At 70.0% G+C, this 19,494-nt stretch carries 21 protein-coding genes; 11 read left to right on the plus strand and 10 right to left on the minus strand.

The window, feature by feature from the left end; genetic code table 11:
• Positions 1-21: 21 nt before the first annotated feature.
• Complete coding sequence (locus OO71_RS34645; RefSeq protein ID WP_033294221.1) at positions 22-708, minus strand: GNAT family N-acetyltransferase; 687 nt, start codon at positions 706-708, stop codon at positions 22-24.
• Positions 709-865: 157 nt separating this feature from the next.
• Here OO71_RS34645 and OO71_RS34650 point away from each other — a divergent pair, with 157 nt between their 5' ends.
• Complete coding sequence (locus OO71_RS34650) at positions 866-1,588, plus strand: VOC family protein (protein WP_033294222.1); 723 nt, start codon at positions 866-868, stop codon at positions 1,586-1,588.
• 651 nt (positions 1,589-2,239) lie between these two features.
• Complete coding sequence (locus OO71_RS34655; protein ID WP_425388729.1) at positions 2,240-2,746, plus strand: GNAT family N-acetyltransferase; 507 nt, start codon at positions 2,240-2,242, stop codon at positions 2,744-2,746.
• Between the two features lie 480 nt (positions 2,747-3,226).
• On the opposite strand, the gene OO71_RS34660 is transcribed toward OO71_RS34655, so the two are convergent.
• Positions 3,227-3,661: an Lrp/AsnC family transcriptional regulator gene (locus OO71_RS34660; protein WP_033294223.1), complete on the minus strand. Its 435-nt coding sequence runs from the start codon at positions 3,659-3,661 to the stop codon at positions 3,227-3,229.
• Positions 3,662-3,822: 161 nt separating this feature from the next.
• Here OO71_RS34660 and pdhA point away from each other — a divergent pair, with 161 nt between their 5' ends.
• The 3 genes from pdhA to OO71_RS34675 are packed head-to-tail and all read left to right on the plus strand — an operon-like array spanning position 3,823 to position 7,195.
• Positions 3,823-4,923, plus strand: a complete 1,101-nt coding sequence (pdhA, locus tag OO71_RS34665; RefSeq protein ID WP_033294224.1) for a pyruvate dehydrogenase (acetyl-transferring) E1 component subunit alpha — start codon at positions 3,823-3,825, stop codon at positions 4,921-4,923.
• Positions 4,920-5,942, plus strand: coding sequence for an alpha-ketoacid dehydrogenase subunit beta (locus OO71_RS34670; RefSeq protein WP_051792603.1), 1,023 nt, complete (start codon positions 4,920-4,922; stop codon positions 5,940-5,942). The genes pdhA and OO71_RS34670 overlap by 4 nt, the downstream gene beginning before the upstream one ends.
• Positions 5,942-7,195 (plus strand): dihydrolipoamide acetyltransferase family protein, encoded by a 1,254-nt coding sequence (locus OO71_RS34675; protein WP_033294225.1) that lies wholly within the window; start codon positions 5,942-5,944, stop codon positions 7,193-7,195. The genes OO71_RS34670 and OO71_RS34675 overlap by 1 nt, the downstream gene beginning before the upstream one ends.
• 3 nt (positions 7,196-7,198) lie before the next feature.
• On the opposite strand, the gene OO71_RS34680 is transcribed toward OO71_RS34675, so the two are convergent.
• Positions 7,199-7,675, minus strand: coding sequence for a carboxymuconolactone decarboxylase family protein (locus tag OO71_RS34680; protein WP_033294226.1), 477 nt, complete (start codon positions 7,673-7,675; stop codon positions 7,199-7,201).
• A 46-nt stretch (positions 7,676-7,721) separates the two neighbouring features.
• Between OO71_RS34680 and pdxR the strand changes: the two genes are divergently transcribed.
• Both pdxR and OO71_RS34690 read left to right on the plus strand, forming a co-directional pair.
• Entirely contained in the window at positions 7,722-9,119 is a 1,398-nt protein-coding gene (pdxR, locus tag OO71_RS34685; RefSeq protein WP_033294227.1) for a MocR-like pyridoxine biosynthesis transcription factor PdxR, read from the plus strand.
• Positions 9,120-9,173: 54 nt separating this feature from the next.
• Complete coding sequence (locus OO71_RS34690; protein WP_033294228.1) at positions 9,174-9,344, plus strand: CsbD family protein; 171 nt, start codon at positions 9,174-9,176, stop codon at positions 9,342-9,344.
• 3 nt (positions 9,345-9,347) lie between these two features.
• Here OO71_RS34690 and OO71_RS34695 read toward each other — a convergent pair whose 3' ends face one another.
• A complete protein-coding gene (locus OO71_RS34695) occupies positions 9,348-10,157 on the minus strand; it encodes a class I SAM-dependent methyltransferase (protein WP_033294229.1) in 810 nt (269 codons plus the stop codon).
• Between the two features lie 111 nt (positions 10,158-10,268).
• Here OO71_RS34695 and OO71_RS34700 point away from each other — a divergent pair, with 111 nt between their 5' ends.
• Positions 10,269-10,949 carry an alpha/beta hydrolase family protein gene (locus tag OO71_RS34700; RefSeq protein WP_051792605.1) on the plus strand — a complete coding sequence of 227 codons (681 nt, stop codon included), beginning with the start codon at positions 10,269-10,271 and terminating at the stop codon, positions 10,947-10,949.
• A 58-nt stretch (positions 10,950-11,007) separates the two neighbouring features.
• On the opposite strand, the gene OO71_RS34705 is transcribed toward OO71_RS34700, so the two are convergent.
• From OO71_RS34705 to OO71_RS34715, 3 genes are all read right to left on the minus strand, one after another.
• Positions 11,008-11,700 carry an anti-sigma factor family protein gene (locus OO71_RS34705; protein WP_033294231.1) on the minus strand — a complete coding sequence of 231 codons (693 nt, stop codon included), beginning with the start codon at positions 11,698-11,700 and terminating at the stop codon, positions 11,008-11,010.
• On the minus strand, positions 11,697-12,236 hold the full coding sequence (locus OO71_RS34710) for a sigma-70 family RNA polymerase sigma factor (RefSeq protein WP_033294232.1): 540 nt from the start codon (positions 12,234-12,236) through the stop codon (positions 11,697-11,699). The genes OO71_RS34705 and OO71_RS34710 overlap by 4 nt, the downstream gene beginning before the upstream one ends.
• A 1,158-nt stretch (positions 12,237-13,394) precedes the next feature.
• On the minus strand, positions 13,395-13,628 hold the full coding sequence (locus tag OO71_RS34715) for a hypothetical protein (protein ID WP_033294233.1): 234 nt from the start codon (positions 13,626-13,628) through the stop codon (positions 13,395-13,397).
• A gap of 124 nt (positions 13,629-13,752) precedes the next feature.
• On the opposite strand from OO71_RS34715, the gene OO71_RS34720 reads away from it, so the two are divergent.
• On the plus strand, positions 13,753-14,637 hold the full coding sequence (locus OO71_RS34720) for a DUF3800 domain-containing protein (RefSeq protein ID WP_033294234.1): 885 nt from the start codon (positions 13,753-13,755) through the stop codon (positions 14,635-14,637).
• Here OO71_RS34720 and OO71_RS34725 read toward each other — a convergent pair.
• Complete coding sequence (locus OO71_RS34725; protein WP_033294235.1) at positions 14,618-15,037, minus strand: DUF5709 domain-containing protein; 420 nt, start codon at positions 15,035-15,037, stop codon at positions 14,618-14,620. The two genes, OO71_RS34720 and OO71_RS34725, sit on opposite strands and share 20 nt — an antisense overlap.
• Positions 15,038-15,410: 373 nt before the next feature.
• On the opposite strand from OO71_RS34725, the gene OO71_RS34730 reads away from it, so the two are divergent.
• Both OO71_RS34730 and OO71_RS34735 read left to right on the plus strand, forming a co-directional pair.
• On the plus strand, positions 15,411-16,895 hold the full coding sequence (locus OO71_RS34730) for an AlkA N-terminal domain-containing protein (RefSeq protein WP_033294236.1): 1,485 nt from the start codon (positions 15,411-15,413) through the stop codon (positions 16,893-16,895).
• Positions 16,892-17,383 (plus strand): methylated-DNA--[protein]-cysteine S-methyltransferase, encoded by a 492-nt coding sequence (locus OO71_RS34735; protein WP_033294237.1) that lies wholly within the window; start codon positions 16,892-16,894, stop codon positions 17,381-17,383. Before OO71_RS34730 ends, OO71_RS34735 begins: the two co-directional genes overlap by 4 nt.
• Before the next feature lie 443 nt (positions 17,384-17,826).
• On the opposite strand, the gene OO71_RS34740 is transcribed toward OO71_RS34735, so the two are convergent.
• The gene (locus OO71_RS34740) at positions 17,827-18,651 is read right to left on the minus strand and encodes an isocitrate lyase/PEP mutase family protein (RefSeq protein ID WP_033294238.1); all 825 of its coding nucleotides are present in this window, start codon (positions 18,649-18,651) and stop codon (positions 17,827-17,829) included.
• 105 nt (positions 18,652-18,756) lie between these two features.
• The gene (locus OO71_RS34745; protein ID WP_245633877.1) at positions 18,757-19,485 is read right to left on the minus strand and encodes a peptide deformylase; all 729 of its coding nucleotides are present in this window, start codon (positions 19,483-19,485) and stop codon (positions 18,757-18,759) included.
• Positions 19,486-19,494: the final 9 nt, after the last annotated feature.

Genomic DNA, 19,494 nt, shown 5'->3' on the forward strand with positions numbered 1-19,494 from the left:
GGAAGCCGGTCCGGCTGGGAGTCAGCGGCCGGGAGTCCGGTAGATCCCGAACGTCATCGCCCGGCTCAAGCGGAATCCGAGCTTTTCGTACAACCGGATCGCGCCGGTGTTGGTCGCCGCCGCGTGCAGGAACGGGCGATCCCCTCGTTCGAGGATCCCGGCCGCCACCGCGAGGACGAGACGGGCGGCGAGGCCGTGTCCGCGGAATGCCGGATCCGTGCACACGGCGCTGATCTCCGTCCAGCCCGGCGGCCGGATCCGCTCGCCTGCCATCGCCACCAGCGCGCCGTTGCGGCGGATGCCCAGGTAGGTGCCCAGCGTCACCGTCTTCTGCAGAAAGGGGCCAGGTTCGGTGCGGGCGACGAGGTCGAGCATCTCGGGGACGTCTGCTGCGGTCAGGCGCACGGCCTCGGGGTCGGGCACGGCCGCGATGCCGGTGCCGTCCATCTGGACGCCCGCGATTTCGCCGGTCACCGTCCAGCCGTCCGGCGGCGGCGTTCCGACGCTGCCCACCACCACCGCAGTCGCGCCAGGACCGACGAGGTCGGCGATGTCGTGCCACACGTGCTCGTCCGGGTGGTCCGGCACGGCGAGGAACGGCGACACGTCCACCGGATACCGGAGTACCTGGCCCTTCTGCTCCGCGAACGACGCTTGGGGCCCGCTCAATGCGGCCCACACGGGATTGCCGAGCGGGGACGTGCTCATGGGGCCTGCCCTTCCGATCCGGGGTCGACGATCAAGCATGCGTGCGCCGAGCCAAGCCGGGCCACCGGCTCCCACATCATGAACTTCGGAATGCGGACCGGATCTGTCCGCAATGCGGTTTAACGTTCCCGGCAACGACAACGAAAGGACCCCTCTCATGAGCGCCGTCGACAGCAACCAGCCCCTCGGTACGCCGACCTGGATCAACCTCACCGTGCCCGACCTCGACCGGGCACAAGCCTTCTACCGCGCCGTACTCGGCTGGGACTTCGACGGCGACCATTGCAGATATCACGACGTCCCGGTCGCCGGGCTGCGCCAGTCAGCCGATCCGCGGCCCGGCTGGACCGTCCACCTGGCCACCGACGACTGCGACGCCACCGCCAAGGCCATCGTCGCCACCGGCGGCAAGCTGCTCGACCAGCCGCACGACGACGGCGACCGAGCCCGCATCGCCGTCGCCGAAGACCCCACCGGCGCGCGGTTCGGGCTCTGGCAGGGTCGTTCGCTCCCCGGCTGCCGCCTGGTCAACGAGCCGAACACGCTCATGCGCAACGACCTGGTCACCCCAGTCCCGGCACCCGCACGAGAGTTCTACTGCGCAGTCTTCGGCTTCAGCCTCGACGGCAACGACAACCTGCCAGGCGTCGACTTCACCTTCCTGCGCCGCCCCGACGGCCACGAAATCGGCGGCATCCTCGGCAACCCGTCCGCCACCGCCCCGACCTGGGGAACCCTGTTCCTCTCCGACGACGCCGACGCAGCAGCCGAACGAGCCACCACCAAGGGCGGCGAAGTGATCTCAGCCGAAGACAGCCCGTACGGACGCATGGTGACCATCCGAGACCCATTCGGCACGGAGCTGGTCCTGGGCTCCTAGGCCCCGGAATCAGCCGCTAGCCGCCGATGTCTGCACTCCGCCCGAGACCCGCCCGCGCACCCCGTCTCAGGCTGGCCGCACCCCTCCGAAACAAGCAGCCGCACACCCGCCCGAAGCAGGCGGCGCCCCCGACAACAGGCCGCGCACACCCGTCCCAGGCAGGCGATGCCCCTCCGAAACAAGCAGCGCACGCCCACCCCGGGCAGGCGACACCCGTCCGAGGTCAAGCAGCGCACGCCCACCCAGGCAGGCGACACCCTGTCCAAAAAAAGCAGCGCCCGCCCGAGACAGGTGACGCGCCCTCCGATTCGGGCCGCGCACGCCCGCCCGAGACGAGCGGCGCGCCCCCTTCGAGAGGGCCGCTTACCCCAGCCGAGACGTGCGGCGCTCCCTCCGAGACAGACAACGCACCCGTCCGCGACGGATGGCGCGCGGCCGTCCGCACCCCTGTCGGAGACGGATGGGCGCGGCCATCCGGCCAGGTCCACCCGTACAACCCCGCCACATCCATCCGACGCCGGCCCCGTCACCATCCCATGCTGGAGGTCTCCTGCCCCTCGACATCGGCTTCTGCCCGGGCCAGTACCGTCCATTTCGGAACCGGGTACGAATCCCATTGCCTGGGTACGCGATCCTGGATAGACAGGAAGCGTGGAACTCGAGATCCTCCCCGGCGCCCGCCTGCACCCAGCAACACCCGACGACGCCGCCGAGCTCATGGTGCTCCAACGGTGTTGCTGGGTGCAGGAAGCACTGCTCAACAACACCCTGGAGCACCCGGCGCTGCGGGAAGATCTCGCCGAGGTCCGCGAGTCGATCGCGACCTGGCACAGCTGGGTGGTGCGGCTGGGGCACCGTCTGGTCGCCGCAGTACGCGCCCGCGCCGACGGGCGTGCCTGGGAAATCGGCCGCCTGATGGTCGCGCCGGATCTCGCAGGCCGCGGCCTCGGACGGTTCCTCCTGGCACACGCCGAGCGTGAAGCGCCACCGGAGACGAAGGAGTACGTCCTGTTCACCGGCGCGGCAAGCACCCGCAACATCGCCCTCTACGAAGGCGCCGGATACCGCCGATCCCCACTCCCATTCCCGGCCACCGACCACTTCCGGCGTGCGGTCTACCTGGTCAAACCCCGCAACCCCGACCCCGAACCAGCCTGAGCACTCCGGACGCCGCCATCGACGAGCCGCCACCGGCACTGCTCACTCCGAGCTCACCCGCCTCTGGCACGCCGGTGGCAGCACCCACGCAGAAAACCGCCACCACCGCCCACATAGACATGCTTCCGGCAGGGCCCGCAGAGGCACGCGACCAGCAAAGGCCACACCGACACGCCACAACAGGGTCGCGCAAGCCCGCCACCAGCGGGTTCACGCAAGCAGGTCACCAGCCGAACCAACTGAAACCCCACCAGCAAGGCCGCGCAGGCAACCCACCAGCCGCGCCCACCGGAACCCCACCAGCAAGGCCACGCAAACAGGTCACCAACAGCGCCGACACATGCCCGCCACCACTCAATGCCCACACCGCCAACCGCCCCGTCAGCCCGCGACATCGCGGCCGAGCCACCCCCGCGTCACCACGCCCCGCAGCCCTCACCGCAGCCAGAACACCCCCGCCCCACATCACACCAGCACCCCTCATCGCAGCTCGTCGAACACCAGTACCGTGTGGGTCGACAGGACGTCCGGCATTGCCTGCAGGCGTTCGAACACCAAGTCGCGCAAACTGTCCGCATCCCGGGTGCGCACGAAAAGAATCAGGTCGTTGTCCCCGGATACCAGGCCGCCGTGTTCGATTTCCGGGATGTGTTTCAGGTCTGCGCTCACCGTGCGCCACGTGTTCTGCGTGACCTTCAGGTAGACGTACGCCGCCAGGCCCTGGCCCAGCCGTCGAGGGTCGGTGACTGCTGCATAACCCGTGATCACTCCCTCCCGATGCAAGCGCTCCACGCGGGTGTAGCAACCGGCCCGCGAGATGTGCGCTCGTTCGGCCAGGGCGCGCATCGACGCGCGGCCGTCCTTCTTCAGCTCTGCAATCAGCTTCAGGTCGACCTCGTCGAGGGCCGCTGCCATTTGTCCACCTGACTGGGGCATCCGAGCTTCCCTCCGCGCCAATCGTCCATCACCAACTGAAAACTACAGCCATCATTCCACACTTCACCCACAAGTCTGGATACCTGATCGCCGGAGAGCGAGGATCTGGGTCTACTCGTCTTCGTCGAGGGGAGCTGTCGGTGACCACTACGGAACGCACTGCTGCGTCGTACTTCCTGCCCAGCGACGAGCCGCTCGGCCTCGTCGCGCCCGACGGCACGCCGGTCCCGGACCCGGCGCTCTCGATGCCCGCGGACGACGTCCTGCTGCGCCTCTACCGTGGCATGGTCTCCGGCCGTCGCTTCGACACCCAGGCCACCGCGCTCACGAAACAGGGGCGCCTCGCGGTCTACCCGTCCGCGCGCGGGCAGGAGGCCGGCGAGATCGGCGCAATCCTGGCGCTGCGCCCGCAAGACTGGCTGTTCCCCACCTACCGCGACTCGATGGCTGTGGTCGCGCGCGGCGTCGACCCGGTTGAAGTGCTGACGCTGCTTCGCGGTGACTGGCACTGTGGCTACGACCCGTACCGCGCCAATGTTGCACCGCAGTGCACGCCGCTCGCGACGAACACGCTGCACGCTGTCGGCTTCGCGCACGCCGCGCGCACGAAGGGCGAAGACACTGTCGCGCTCGTGCTTCTCGGCGACGGTGCCACCAGCGAAGGCGACACGCACGAAGCGTTGAACTTCGCGGCTGTCTGGAAAGCACCGGTGGTGTTCCTGGTACAGAACAACGGCTATGCGATCAGCGTCCCGCTCGAGAAGCAGACAGCTGCGCCTTCGCTGGCGCACAAGGGTGTCGGGTACGGCATGCCGTCCGTACTGGTCGACGGCAACGACGCGGCCGCCGTACACGCTGTCGTCGAGCAGGCTGTCGCGCGCGCGACTGCAGGCGAAGGTCCAACGCTCATTGAAGCGCTCACCTACCGCATCGAGTCGCACACCAACGCCGACGACGCGACGCGCTACCGCGATCGGGACGAAGTAGAGCAGTGGCTCACGCGCGACCCGGTAAGTCGGCTGAAGCAGTATCTGACCGACCGCGGGCTCCTCGACGATCAGGTGCAGCAGGAGATCGACGCGCGCGCCGAAGAGGAAGCAGCGTCACTTCGCGAGCGCATGAACGTCGACACCGAACTCGACCCGGCAGACCTCTTCAAGCACGTGTACGCCGAACCCACCGCCGCCCTAAAGCAACAGGCCGCCGAACTGGCCGCAGAAACCACCCAGGACCAGGCATGACCGCGACGCTCGACACCGACACGACGCTGCCCCTCGCCGGAGCGCTCAACCGCGCGCTCGCCGACGCGCTGGAGGAGGACGAGCGCGTACTCATCTTCGGCGAGGACGTCGGCACCCTCGGCGGCGTCTTCCGCGTCACCGACGGGCTGGCCGCGCGCTTCGGCGACGCCCGCGTATTCGACACGCCGCTCGCGGAGTCGGGCATCGTCGGCACTGCGATCGGCATGGCGATGAACGGCCTGCGCCCGGTGGTCGAGATGCAGTTCGACGCCTTCGCCTACCCGGCGTTCGAGCAGATCACCAGCCACCTCGCGAAACTGCGCAACCGCACCAAGGGCAATGTCGAGCTGCCCGTGGTGATCCGGGTGCCGTACGGCGGCGGCATCGGCGGCGTCGAGCACCACTGCGACTCGTCCGAGGTCTACTACACGCACACCGCCGGCCTGCGCGTGGTCACGCCCGCCACGCCAGACGACGCCTACGCGCTCCTGCGCGACGCGATCGACAGCCCCGACCCGGTCATCTTCCTGGAGCCCAAACGTCGCTACTGGGAAAAGGGAACCGTTGACCTGCAACGACGTTCACCCGGCCTGGACAAGGCCGTCGTCCGCCGCGAAGGCAGCGACGTCACCCTCATCTCCTACGGCGGCGCGCTCGGCACCACGCTCGAAGCGGCCGAAGCCGCTGAGGAAGATGGCTACCACGCCGAAGTGATCGACCTGCGCAGCCTCGCCCCGTTCGACCTGGAGACGGTCTCGGCGTCGGTGCGACGTACCGGCCGTGCGGTCGTAGTGCACGAGGCGAGCCGGTTCTGCGGCTACGGCGCGGAGGTCGCCGCGCAGCTGTCCGAAAGCTGCTTCCACTACCTCGAAGCGCCGGTACTGCGCGTCGGCGGGCTCGACATCCCTTACCCCGCACCGAATCTGGAACAGCACCACCTGCCGAGCGTCGACCGGATCCTGGACGCCATCGAGCGCCTCCAGTGGGACGACGCGGCACCGCTCGACGGGGAGAAGTGATGGCCGTCTTCAAACTTCCCGACCTCGGCGAAGGTCTCACCGAGGCGGAGATCGTCGCGTGGCACGTCGCGGTCGGCGACACCGTGACGGTGGACCAGACGGTGGTGGAGGTCGAGACCGCGAAAGCCAGCGTCGAGGTCCCGGTGCCGTTCGCCGGCCGGGTCGCGACGTTGCACGGCGCGGCGGGCGAGGTACTCACCGTCGGCAGCCCACTGATCACAGTGGACAGTGCCGCCGAGTTCACCGAACCCGGCGTCGTGACACCGGAAGGCAGCGGGAACGTCCTCATCGGATACGGGACCAGCAACACCAGCACCCGGCGGAACCGACGGCCGCGAGGGACCAAAGCCCCGAGCAAGGCCGTAGCCCCGGCACCGGCAGTCCCCGCGCCGAGGTCCACTTCGGACCGCATCCGCGTGGTCTCCCCGCTGGTCCGACGGCTCGCCCGCGAGTCCGGAGTGGACCTGCACGCCCTCGACGGAACCGGCACCGACGGCATCGTCAGCCGAGCCGACGTGGAACGCGCAATCGCCGCCGTGCCGGAAACGACCGTACCGGCAACAACCGATGAACGCCGAATCCCCTTGCGCGGACTGAGAAAAACCGTCGCCGACAAACTCACCCGCTCCCGCCGGGAAATTCCCGAAGCGACGGTGTGGGTGGACGTCGATGCCACCGAACTGCTGCAGCTGCGGACCGCGCTCAACGCCGACCCCGCCGCCCCGAAGATCAGCCTGCTCGCGCTGATCGCCCGGTTCGCCGTGGCGGGCCTGCGCCGGTTCCCCGAGCTCAACGCGCACCTCGACGGCGACGAGATCGTGATCCCGTCCACCGTCCACTTGGGATTCGCCGCACAGACCGACCGCGGGCTGGTCGTGCCGGTCGTCCGGAACGCGCACGAGCGCACGGTGGAAGAGCTGTCGGCCGCGCTGGGCGAACGCACCGAGCAGGCCCGCGCCGGAAAACTCGCCCCGGCCGACCTGACCGGCGGCACGTTCACGGTGAACAACTACGGCGTGTTCGGAGTGGACGGTTCGGCGGCCATCATCAACCACCCGGAGGTGGCGATCCTCGGCGTCGGCCGGATCATCGACCGGCCCTGGATCGTCGACGGCCAGGTCACCGCACGCAAGATCACCGAGCTGACGCTGGCGTTCGACCACCGCGTGTGCGACGGCGGCACCGCAGGCGGGTTCCTCCGCTTCGTCGCCGATTGCGTGGAGAACCCGGTGCGGCTGCTGCGAAGTCTCTGACGGTCAGCCGGGCTGGTACTCGCCCGCCACCATCCGGGTGGTCACGCCGAAGCGGTTCCATGCGTTGATCACGGTGATGGCGGCGATGAGGTGGGCCAGCTCGGTGTCGTCGAACTCCTTGGCGGCGCGCGCGTAGACCTCGTCCGGCACGAAACCGTCGGTGAGCACGGTCACTGCCTCGGTGAGTTCCAGCGCGGCGGCTTCCTTGGCCGTGTAGAAGTGCTTCGACTCCTCCCACGCCGAGAGCTGCACGACGCGTTCGGTCGTTTCGCCTGCCGCAAGCGCATCTTTCGTGTGCATGTCAAGGCAGAACGCGCAGTGGTTGATCTGCGACGCGCGGATCTTCACCAGGTGCAAGATGGTCGGGTCGATGCCGTGGCGGACCGACGCGTCGAGCCGGATCATCGCCTTATACACCTCGGGCGCCAGCGCGGCCATGTTGAGCCGGGGCGAATGGACGGGGAGACGGTCTGCTGTCATGGCATCGAGCTTACAGACAATTGGCTCCCTGCTATGGTCCATTTCCGTGCACGAAGAGTGGGCCAGTTCGCCGAGCGAGGACCTCCACCTCGACCTCCGCGGACCACGGCTGCGGGACGGCCTGATGGAGGCCCTGCGGGACGCGATCCGCAGCGGCCGCCTTGCCCCGGGCGCGAAACTGCCCTCCAGCCGAACGCTCGGCGCGGATCTCGGAATCGCACGGAACACCGTGGCGCAAGCGTATGCGGAGCTCGTCGCCGAGGGCTGGCTCACCGCGCGGCAGGGCGCGGCGACCCGCGTGGCGTCGCGAGCCGAATCCGTACCCGCCACGGCGGTGCCGAAACCGGCGCAAAACCGTCGGCAGGTCCACGATTTGCGACCTGGTCAGCCGGATCTGTCTTCGTTTCCACGCGCTGACTGGCTGAAGGCGGCCCGGCGCGCCTTGACCGACGCGCCCGGCGACGCGTTCGGCTACGGCGGCCCGTTCGGACGTCCCGAATTGCGCACCGCGCTGGCCGCGTACCTCGCGCGCACGAGAGGCGTCCGCGCACATCCCGACCAGATCATGGTCTGCGCGGGCACCTCACACAGCCTCGAAATCCTCGCCGAAGTGCTGAAGCAGCGGGGAATGCCGGAAGTCGCCGTGGAGTCCTACGGCCTCTATGTCCACCGCGAATACCTTGCCGGCGCAGGCCTCCGTACCCCGCGGCTGCCCGTGGACGCCGACGGCGCAGTAGTCGACCACCTCGACGACCTGCCTGGCGCCGGGGCGGCTTTGCTTACCCCGTCGCATCAATTCCCCACCGGCGTCGCACTGCATCCGGACCGCCGCGCGGCCGTCGTCGACTGGGCTCGCCGAACCGGCGGCCTGGTGCTGGAGGACGACTACGACGGCGAATTCCGCTACGACCGCAGCCCGGTCGGCGCGGTACAGGGTCTCGATCCGGAGCACGTCGCGTACCTCGGGACCACCAGCAAAGCGCTCGCGCCGGGGTTGCGGCTCGGCTGGCTCGTGCTGCCGCCGCGAATCGCCCGCGCCGCAGCGGAAGTCAAAGGCGAGCACGACTCGTACACCGGCGTCCTCGACCAGCTCACCATGGCCACGTTCATCACGTCCGGCGCCTACGACCGGCACATCCGCGCGATGCGGTTGCACTACCGGCGCCGGCGCGACCAGCTGGTCGCAGCACTCGCCGAACACGCCCCGAACACGCGGGTGACCGGGTTGTCCGCGGGCCTGCAGGTACTCGTCGACGTTCCGCCGGGCGAGGAAAGCGCGGTGGTACAAGGGTCGGCGTGGCAAGGACTCGCGGTGCACGGGCTCGGGATGTTCCGCCATCCGGACGCACCGGCCGACCGCGACGCGCTGGTGATCGGCTACGGCACTCCGTCGGCGAGCGCATGGTCCGGCGCGCTGGAAGCCCTCTGCCGCGTGTTGCCCTGATGTTTGCCGCGCGATCTCCCGGGTAGCCGGAACGGAGAAAGGGAGGAGCACATCGTGAACGACAAGTTCCAGAACAAGGCCGACGAACTCAAGGGCCGCGCCAAGGAAGCCGTCGGGAACGCCACTGACAACGAGCAGTGGCAGGCCGAGGGCAAGGCCGAGCAGGGCAAGAGCAACCTCAAGCAGGCTGCCGAGAAGGTGAAAGACGCGTTCAAGAAGGACTGACAGTCACTTCAAGCGCGTGACCGCCACGTTGACCCTGACCCCCGCCGGAAGGATACCGTCGGGGGCCAGCAACGGGCGGGTGGCCACCTTGAACGCCGTCTGCAGGCCCGCGAGCTGGGTCTCGTCGAGGGCGTCCATCTGGTAGTACGTGTCCTGGCAGGTCTGCCACACGCGGTCCAGCGGACCGGACAGGTCCACCACCGCTTCGTGCCATTCGACCGGGGCGAATCCGGCCGGGGCGAGCAGTTCGTCGAGGCCTTCGCGGGTGCGCGTGCGCGGGTCGCCGGACGTCGGCACGCGACGTTCCGGCGGTACCACAGCGAAAAGCGGCCGCGCAACCTTCAAGAACACTTCGAGGGCATCGATTCCGCCGCCCCCGACGGCGATCGCGAAGGTCCCGCCCGGGCCGAGCACGCGGGCCGTCTCCGCGACGACCTGTTTGACGTCCGCCATCAGCATCAACGCCATGTGCGACACGACCGCGTCGAACGCGCCGTCCGCGAACGGCAGCTCCTGGGCGCGGCCGGGCCGCAGGTCGGCTTTCTTCAGCCCGGGACGACGGCGCGCGACGTCGAGCTGCCGCGCCGACAAGTCGATCCCGGCCAGCTTCTCGGCCCCGCGAGCAGCAAGAACGGCGAGCAGCGCACCGTCACCGCAACCGAGGTCGAGCAGGCGGCGCACCGGTCCGACCCGATCGGCGAATGCCTCGTACACCGTCCGCCCGCCGACCCGGCCCCGCTCGGCAAGCTCGGACGCCGCCGCCGGATTCCGGTCGTGATAGTCGCGCAGGAACACTTCGGCGGGCGTCGTCATGCCCGCGACGGTAGCGCGAACGGGCACCGGAGCAGACCGGTTTTCCCCGAGCGCAGGAAGGGCACGCAAGTGTGCCCGAATGGCTGACGCGTCGATGATCTAATGGCAGGTATGGAAACCCTCCGCTACGGCGCCGAGCCCAGCCAGTTCGTCGAGCTCCACGGAACCCCCGGCGGACGCGGTACCGCGATCCTCCTGCACGGCGGCTGGTGGCGTGCCCGGCACGACCTGCACCAGCTCGACCCGATGGCGGCCGACCTCGTCGCCGCGGGCTGGTTCGTCGCGAACCTCGAGTACCGGCGCATCGACGGCGACGGCGGCGGCTGGCCGCAGACCCTCGACGACGTCCTCGCCGCGATTGCCGCCGTGGATCGCCCGGACTCGCTGCCGACTGTCGCGATCGGACACTCCGCAGGCGGGCATCTGGCTCTGCTGGCCGGAAAACCGGCAAGCCTGTCCGGTGTCGTGGCGCTGGCGCCGATCACCGACGTCCCGCGCGCGGCGGCCGAGGAGCTCGGCGAGGGCGCGGCCCGGCAGTTCCTGACCGGCGACGACCCGGCGGCGTCCCCCATCCGGCAGCTGCCCATCGGCTGCCCGCAGGTGGTGGTGCAAGGCGAGGCCGACGTGCGCGTCCCGGTGGCGCACAGCCGCGACTACGTGACCGCAGCGCAGGCAGCCGGCGACGACGTCGAGTACGTCGAACTGCCCGGCGTGGACCACTTCCGCCTCATCGACCCGGCCGACGAACCGTGGCAGCCCGCGCGCGAATGGCTCGACCGCCGGTTCGGCTGACCGGAGGCGCGGCTGCCGATGGTGCTCGGCCACGAGGGCGCGGGCATCATCGAGGAGGTCACACGGCGGCCTCGACGAACCGGTGCCCGTCGGTGTTCTCGATGACCACCGCCGCCACCTGAGCCGGGTCGACGACTGCCGTGCCGTAAAGGTTCGCGCCTTCCCGCGCGGCCTTCTCCGACACCAGCCACCCGCCCGCGACCTGGCGTTCGCCGTTCTTGCCGACCACCACGAGCAGGCATTTCTGCCCGGCCGGAATGCCCGTCACGGCTGCTTCCACGCGCACCCAGCCGTTGGCGGGCAGGATGCTCGCGGTCAGCTGGGCCCCACCGGAACTGCCGCGTACGACCTTCGTGCCGGGAACCGCGCTGGACGTCGTCGGCGGCGGCGCTGCGACTTCGGATCCGGACCCGCTGCGCCCCACGACCACCCCGACGCCCAGCGCGGCCGCGACGACCACCACCGCCGCGGCAGCCACCATCGAACGGCCCCGCCCGGTCCGCGTACGCGATTCCGTACGCACCCGGTCGACGGTCCGCTGCAGCATGAGGTCCGCACCCACCGGCGGACCGTCCAGCAACGCCTCCGGCGGCAGCTCGCCCAGGAAGCTCTGCACCTCACGCAGCGACGCGGCTTCGGCGCGGCACTGCTCGCACTCCGCGAGATGCGCCTCGACCGCACGCTGGTCACCCGGCTCGAGCAGGCCGGAGAGATAACCCGCCAGGTCGACGTGTTCGTCGGCTGTGTTCATCCGGCCACTCCCTCCGCTCGCCGGAACTGTTCCCGCAACGCACGCAAGCCGTAATACGAGCGTGACTTGACGGTCCCCGGGGGAATCCCCAGATGCTCCGCAGCCTCGGCGACGCTGCGGCCGTGCAGGTACATCTGCTCCAGCACCGCCCGATGCTCAGGCGAAAGCCCATCGAGCGCAGCGAGCACGACCATCGAGTCGACGACCTGGTCCGCATGATCCCGCTCGACCGGCCCGGAAGCAGGCGATTCGGCCACCTCCAGCGGCCGCGCATCCCTCGCCCGGACGCGGTCGATCACCAGGTTGCGCACCACCGTGAGCAGCCATCCCCGCACCGACCCGCGACCGTTGACCAGGCTGTCCGGATTCCGCCACGCCCGGACGAGCGCCTCCTGCACGACGTCCTCCGCCGCAGCGCGGTCCCCCAGCAGCCGGGTCGCATACGCGAGCATCGCGCGCCCGTGCTCCTGGAAGAGCGCGCGGACGAGCGCCTCGTCCGCAACCTCCCGCCGATGACGGGCCCTGAACCCGGCCATGCCCCGGATGATCCTCCCGCCCGGATGTGAGGTGTGGCAGTGCCCCCACTAAACCCGACGACTCCGTTTCCCGGCACCCCCATCTGCCGTCCTGGCCGCTGTTTTGCGGGACTCCCCGAGCCGGGGTCGCCGGTGTTCGCGATACCCGCGCCCCCCAGTTCGGCCCGTTCCCGACGCCCTCGCCGCCCGCTTTCCTCGACGCGCCTGGTCCGACGCCACCTCCATTCCCGGCGCTCGCGGCACGCCCAGTCGGGCCCGCCATGCGCAATGCCCGCACCGCCCGCGACACGTCCGGCCGACGCCGCTGTTCGAGACGCCCCGGTCCGCCCTATCGCGATTCCGGTACCACCACCTGCCACTCGCACCCTTTGTCCACAGCGTCCCCAGCGCCGCTCGCACTGCCCGCCCAGCCGCGTGGTTCCGCGACACGATCGGGGAACACCCCTGCCTGCGGGCCCCAGACCTGGGCTAAGTTCGGAACCGATCCAGCCGGAAGGCTTGTTCACCAGGTCGGCGCACGCCGGTGCCGTGCACTGGGATCACCGCCCCGGCCGCCCGACCGCCCTGAAGCCGCCGGGAGCGCAGCGCACAACGCCCTCCCGGCGGCTTCGGGGCACCTGGGCCCGCCCTCAGGTAACCGTGGCACCCCGATGCCATACTTCGCGCGACTGAGCTGTTTCCAATGCCACGCGTCACGGCACGAAGCGACCAGCTGTCCGTAGCCGGGCGACAGAGCCGGACTCCGCTATCGCACGCGGCGTCGACGATTGCCGCATCGCGAAACGACCCACCGCCAACGGGAATCCCGGCCCGGTTCCCCGCGCCCAATCGGAACATCTGGCCGGTTCCCCTCGCGCAGCAGGGAAATCCCAGCCCACCTCTACGGGCCCAGCCGGAGAATCCGGCCCATTCCCCGCACCCAACCGGGACATCCCGGCCCACTTCCACGCACCCCAAACAGGAAATCCCGACCCATGCGCCCAACCGGAATCCCGCCCGCCTCCCTGCAACCAACCGGCAACCCCCGCCACGCCTCCCCTGACCCGCCGTTCCACGGCGTCACTCCCCGCGCGCACCAGCACACCACCCGACCTGCCGGACCCCACCGACAACGCACCGCCACCCCGCCGCACCCCGAAGTGTCCACAAAGGACTCCCTCAAGCCGCACCCAGGTCCGTCAGCACCACCGGGCTCGCCGCCGCACCCCTCCGGCGCGCCACCCGCACCAATCCCCGGTGGCGCAAGCGGTCCACCGCCTCCGTTTCCCACCGTGGTACCCGCCCGCCTGCCGACCACAGGTAGCACTCCGCCGCTCCGACGAATCCGTTGTGGACCACCACCAGCCCGCGCCGGACGTCGTCCAGTGCGTGCGCGTCCTCCTCGACGAACATGCCGGCTCCCTTCGTCCCCCACATGGTGAGCTTGCCGGGGCTTCGGGCACATCCGGGAAAACACCTCAGGGTGTCCCCGAAATGCGGTCGCCCCGGCCGTGCGGTTCTGGCAGGATCGGACACCGTGGCGCCGTCGACGATCTCGTGCGACGAATCCGGCGCGGAGGGCGTCAACCTGGTCGGCGCGAACACTGCGGTGTTCGCGCATGCGGCCGTACGGCTGGAGCCCGCGGCGGCCGCGGAAATCGTCGCGCGGCTTCGGGAACTCATCGCTTCGCCCGCCCTCGAGTACAAGGCCAACCACCTGCTCCGCCCCAAGAACCGCGCCGCCCTCGAATGGCTCCTCACCGGGCCGCTCACCGGCGCCGCGAGCGTGCTGCTCGTCGACAAATCGCTGTTCCTCGCCGGAAAAATCGTCGACCTGCTCGTGGACCAGACCCCTTATCCCGAGTGCCTGCATCGCCGCCCCGACGCGCGCGCCATAGCCCTGCACCACAACGGCCCGCTCCGGCACGGCACTCCCCGGTGGGCAGAATTCCTGCGCTCGTTCACCGGGCTGCTACGCACGTCGCACCGCCGTGGCCCGGCCATCACTCCAGCCGAATTCTTCGCCCAGACCGACCTTCTCGGCGACCTCGCCGAGGCCCGCCCGCACCTGATCACGCTGCGCGACCAGCTACTCGCCGACCCGGGCCTGATCCCGCCACTCGACCCGCTGATGCCCGCTCTCGCCGACACGATTGCCTTCTGGCGCCCCGAAAATGTCGTACACGACGAGCAACCGTCGCTCACCCCGCCACGGCTCGCGCAGCTGCTCGGCCCAGCCCCACGGCTGCGTTTCGTGGACTCCAAGTCCGAACCACGTGTGCAAGTGGCCGACTTCCTGGCCGGCGTCGCGCGGCGGCTCGCCGAAGATGCCCTTCACGGCCAAGGCGACGCCGAGCTGGTCACGTTGCTGGCGCCGTACGTGCTGCCGGCGTCGGTGCGGGTCAGAGATCCCGCGGGCTGATGACGTGTACGGCGGCTTCCTCCGCGGACGCCGCGCCGCCGTCGATGCCGACGTCGGACGCGTGCAGCTCTTCGTCGGTGTCGGGGCCGAAGCCCGCGTTGGTGGCCACCAGACGGCCCGCGCGAGCGTCGCCGACCTCGTCGTCGACCAGCTCGCCATCAGTGTCGTCAGCGTCGCCCAGACCGTCGCCGTCTTCCGCCCGGACATCCGGGAGTTCCCGCGCCAGCCGCCCGGCCCAGCTTTCCCCGGCGGCTTCCTCGGCCGCTGTGGTACCCCAATCCCGAGTCGCAAGTGGACGTTCCGGCGGCGAGTAGCCCTCGTCGTAGGGGTCGACGTCCTCGAGCGTGTCCTCGGGGTCCAGTACGCCGGTGTCGGCGTTGTCCTCGATGTCGTCGTCCACCACGCCTCCTTTCCACCTGCCAGGTTACCGCCGGTCGCCGGCTTCGACGCAAGCTGCCGAGCGGCACGCGCTGTTGCATCCGCCGCACCTCTCCGGCAGCAGATGGCCGTCCGCTCGCCACATTTCCATCCAGGCAAAGAAACGGGGAGCACAGCCAGGAACCTTGTCCGCAAGGCAGCCCACGGTTACCACTGCGAACAAAGACCTCCGCAGGTGGCTCTGGTACGACTGCAGCGGGAGTCCCAGGACCCGATGGACGGCTTACCTGGATCGGGCCACCAGGAAGCCGCCGAGCCCGGCCTGATCCGCACTCGTCAGGGTGATGTCGTTTTTTCGCGAGGTTTGACCGCGGCGGCACGGCAGACTGGTCGGCGTGTACGAGGAAACCGAACGCTGCGTGCGCGCTGTGCAGTCGAAAGACGACCGGTTCGACGGCTGGTTTTTCACCGCGGTGGTGACCACGCGGATCTACTGCCGGCCGAGTTGTCCGGTGGTGCCGCCGAAAGTCGAGAACATGCGCTTCTACCCGAGTGCGGCCGCCGCGCAGGCGGCCGGCTTCCGCGCATGCAAAAGGTGCCGGCCTGACGCTTCTCCCGGTTCGCCGCTCTGGAACGAACGGGCGGACGTCGTCGCCCGCGCGATGCGGTTGATCGGTGACGGCGTGGTGGATCGGGAAGGCGTGCAGGGGCTGGCCGCGCGGCTCGGGTACAGCGTGCGGCAGGTTGAGCGTCAGGTGCAGGCCGAACTGGGCGCCGGTCCGCTCGCGCTCGCCCGTGCCCAGCGTGCCGAAACGGCCCGGCTGCTGATCGAGACGACCACGATGCCGATGAGCGACGTCGCGCATGCCGCAGGCTTTTCGAGCATCCGGACGTTCAACGAGACCGTCCGTGCCGTCTTCGCCCTGACGCCGAGTGAGCTGCGCTCCCACGTGCGCGGCGGGAAGCGGACGAAGTCGCCGGGCGTGCTGTCCCTGCGCCTCCCGTTCCGTCGCCCGCTGTGCCCGGACAACCTGTTCGGGCACCTCATCGCCACCGCGGTACCGGGCGTGGAGGAATGGCACGACGGCGCGTACCGCCGCACCCTCCGTCTCCCGCACGGCCACGGCGTGGTGGCGCTCCGCCCGGAAGCCGACCACGTCGCGTGCCGCCTCAGCCTCACCGACCTGCGCGACCTGGCAGCCGCGATCAGCCGGTGCCGATGGCTCCTCGACCTCGACGCCGACCCAGTCGCCGTCGACGAGCAACTCGCCGCAGACCCCACCCTCACGCCCCTCGTGGCGGCGGCTCCGGGCAGGCGCGTACCGCGAACCACGGACGCGGACGAGTTCGCCGTGCGAGCCGTCCTCGGCCAGCAGGTGTCGACCGCCGCCGCGCGCACCCACGCAGCACGCCTCGTCCTCGCACACGGCACCCCGATCGACGACCGAGAGGGCGGCTTGACCCACCTCTTCCCCCGCCCCGAGGACCTCGCCGGCCTCGACCCGGAAACGCTCGCGATGCCGAAGTCCCGCCGCGCGACCCTGCTCGGCCTCGTGACCGCACTCGGGTCAGGCGAAGTGGACCTGACCGTCGGCGGCGACTGGGTCCACGCACGGGCGCAGCTCGCCGCGTTACCGGGCTTCGGACCGTGGACGGTCGAGAGCGTCGCCATGCGCGCCCTGGGCGACCCGGACGCCTTCGTCGCGACCGACCTGGGCGTGAAGCTCGCCGCCGAAGCACTCGGCCTGCCCACCAGCCCGGCCGCGCTGGTCGCGCATGCCACCCGCTGGCAACCGTGGCGCGCCTACGCCGTCCAGCACCTGTGGGCGACCGGCGACCATCCGATCAACCGAATCCCCGCCGTGGAGGAACCGGCATGACCACCGTGCACACCGTCGTCGACAGCCCCGAAGGCGAACTCACCCTCGTCTCCCGCGACGGCGGCCTGGCCGGCCTGTACCTCGCGAACGAGCAGTACCGCCCGGCCCAGCCAACGTTCGGCCACCGCGACGACCGCCCCTTCACCGAAGCGAAACGCCAGCTGGACGAGTACTTCACCGGCACCCGGACAGCGTTCGACCTCCCTCTTGCGTTACGCGGCACCCCCTTCCAAGTGACCGTGTGGCGAGCGTTGCTGGAAATCCCCTACGGCGAAACGACGACCTACCGCGAACTGGCCGAGTCCATCGGCCGCCCGACGGCCTTCCGCGCAGTCGGCCTGGCGAACGGCAAGAACCCGATCAGCATCGTGGTGCCCTGCCACCGAGTCCTGGGCAGCGACGGCACCCTGACGGGCTACGCCGCCGGTCTCGACTGCAAGCGCCGCCTGCTGGACCTGGAGCAGTCCGGCCGCCCGGCGAAGCTTTGACCTCGGCTCCGCCCGGTGGCGGGCGCTATTGAGTCGCGACCGGACGACCAGGCCGAGCGGAAAGCGGACGGTTCAATTGGCGTTGATGACGGACGGGTCGGGCCACGTAGCGACAAGACGACCGGCCGAACGGACAAGTTGGCCGGTGCGCGGACAGGCCGGGCCAAGTCGCGACGCCACAACTCGGCCTGGCCAGACCGAATAGAGCTGCAACTCAGTGGCACCGCCAGTGGGCAAGCCAGTCCGGCCGAAGGTATGCCTCGCACCCGCAGCGGCTTGAACTGCCCGAAACGGCACCGCCGAAACCGAAACCAACCCCGGCCGGTCCAGGCGCGGCGCAGCCCGTCCAGGCCCTGCCCTGCCCGGCCCGGCCCTGCACGACCCTGCCCTGCCCTGCGCGACCCGGCCCGGCGCGGCCCTGCCCGGCCGACCTACGCCCAGCCTCAGCCGAACCAGCCGTTCACCGAGCCGAAGTCCAGCGCACCACTCACCTCCCCATACGTCCCCTGGTTCAATACCTCCGCTGCTGCGTGGTGGGCCAGTGAATATGCCGCCTGGGCGATCGACGTTCCCACGCTCACGCGGCGTACTCCGGCTGCTGCCAGGTCCGCTATCGGGGGTGCGCCTGGGCCCGCCATGGCGCTGACTGGGATCGGTGACGCCTTCGCCAGCTCCGCGAGCACTGTCACGTCCACCAAACCCGGGACGAAGATGCTGTCCGCTCCGGCGGCGGCGTATTCGCGGGCACGGGCAATGACCTCGGCCTGCCGTCCGCCGGGGTCACCGATGCCGAACAGGTACACGTCTGTGCGTGCGTTCACCCATAGGTCCGGCAGTTCTGCCGAGTCCGCGGCCGTGCGTGCCGCGCGGAGGCGTTCTGCCTGTTCAGAACGGGTAAACAGGCTGAGCGTGCCCGCTCGGGAGTCCTCCAGGTTCACGCCGACTGCGCCTGCCGCCACCACTCCGGACACGGTCTCCGCGACGGCGGCGGGCTCCGGACCGTAGCCGCCTTCGACGTCTGCGCTCACCGGGACTGCGACCGCTGCCGCGATCCGCTCGACAGCGGTGAGCATCTCCTCGCGCGTGAGCCGTTGGCCGTCACCGCGGCCCAATGCCCACGAGACCCCGCCGCTGGTGGTCGCGACCGCGGGTGCGCCCGCGCGTTCGATGGCCACCGCACTGCCCGCGTCCCACGCGTTCGGCAGCACCAGTACGCCGCTCGCGTGCTGTTCGCGGAAGAGCTTTGCCTTGTCTCGCAACGATTCCATGAGGTTCCTCCCCGGACGTCACCCCGGGTGGGGCGACTGCGGAGCAACGTATCAGCGACCACCGACAAAAACCGGCGGCCGAGAATTCGATCAGGGCAGAACTCGTCAGAAAAGTTCGAACCCCAGCGCTCGCGCGGCTTCCGCCGGGGTCGGTTGCGACCATCGGCGCGCGACGGCCTCGTGCGTGGACAGCGAGCGCAACTCGGCCCGGTCGAGGTACAGGATTCCGTGCAGATGGTCCGTCTCGTGCTGGACGATTCGCGCCGGCCATCCCGACAGCTCCTCGTCCACCTCCGCACCCGTTTCGTCGTGCGCGCGCAGCCGGACCCGCAGCGCTCGCGACACCACTGCCTGCCAGCCCTGCACGCTGAGGCAACCCTCGAAGAACGCAGCGCGCTCCTCGCCAACCCGCGTGTACGACGGGTTCACGAGCACGCGAAACGGCAACGGCGCGATCCCTCGAGTGGCGAGCGTGGCTTCCGGGACACCGGGCCGCTCACGCGCGCCGTCCTCGACCACCGCGATCCGCACCGGCAGGCCGATCTGCGGCGCGGCGAGCCCGACGCCCGACGCGGCTCGCATGGTCGCCTTCATACCCTCGACCAGCCCGCTCAGCGCCGTGTCGCTCAGCTCGCTGTCGTATGGTCGCGCGGCGGTACGCAGTACCGGATCCCCGGCTTGCACGATCGGCCACGGCAATGGCGTGGCGAGCAGTTCGTCGACCTGTTCGGCGAGCACCGGCAGTCCCCTCTCCAACCCGGGGCCACCCAGCCGATGCCCCGCCCGCATGATCGCACCCGCGCAGACCACGACACCCGGCCGGGGATCAGGCAAGCTGGCAGC

It is taken from the genome of Amycolatopsis jejuensis (genome assembly GCF_000717335.1).
Taxonomy (GTDB): domain Bacteria; phylum Actinomycetota; class Actinomycetes; order Mycobacteriales; family Pseudonocardiaceae; genus Amycolatopsis; species Amycolatopsis jejuensis.

Coding starts and splice junctions, on each gene's coding strand:
- OO71_RS34645 (WP_033294221.1), bottom strand. CDS start 708: ATGAGCACGTCCCCGCTCGGCAATCCCGTGTGGGCCGCATTGAGCGGG.
- OO71_RS34650 (WP_033294222.1), top strand. CDS start 866: ATGAGCGCCGTCGACAGCAACCAGCCCCTCGGTACGCCGACCTGGATC.
- OO71_RS34660 (WP_033294223.1), bottom strand. CDS start 3,661: ATGGCAGCGGCCCTCGACGAGGTCGACCTGAAGCTGATTGCAGAGCTG.
- OO71_RS34670 (WP_051792603.1), top strand. CDS start 4,920: ATGACCGCGACGCTCGACACCGACACGACGCTGCCCCTCGCCGGAGCG.
- OO71_RS34675 (WP_033294225.1), top strand. CDS start 5,942: ATGGCCGTCTTCAAACTTCCCGACCTCGGCGAAGGTCTCACCGAGGCG.
- OO71_RS34680 (WP_033294226.1), bottom strand. CDS start 7,675: ATGACAGCAGACCGTCTCCCCGTCCATTCGCCCCGGCTCAACATGGCC.
- OO71_RS34695 (WP_033294229.1), bottom strand. CDS start 10,157: ATGACGACGCCCGCCGAAGTGTTCCTGCGCGACTATCACGACCGGAAT.
- OO71_RS34700 (WP_051792605.1), top strand. CDS start 10,269: ATGGAAACCCTCCGCTACGGCGCCGAGCCCAGCCAGTTCGTCGAGCTC.
- OO71_RS34705 (WP_033294231.1), bottom strand. CDS start 11,700: ATGAACACAGCCGACGAACACGTCGACCTGGCGGGTTATCTCTCCGGC.
- OO71_RS34710 (WP_033294232.1), bottom strand. CDS start 12,236: ATGGCCGGGTTCAGGGCCCGTCATCGGCGGGAGGTTGCGGACGAGGCG.
- OO71_RS34715 (WP_033294233.1), bottom strand. CDS start 13,628: ATGTTCGTCGAGGAGGACGCGCACGCACTGGACGACGTCCGGCGCGGG.
- OO71_RS34735 (WP_033294237.1), top strand. CDS start 16,892: ATGACCACCGTGCACACCGTCGTCGACAGCCCCGAAGGCGAACTCACC.
- OO71_RS34740 (WP_033294238.1), bottom strand. CDS start 18,651: ATGGAATCGTTGCGAGACAAGGCAAAGCTCTTCCGCGAACAGCACGCG.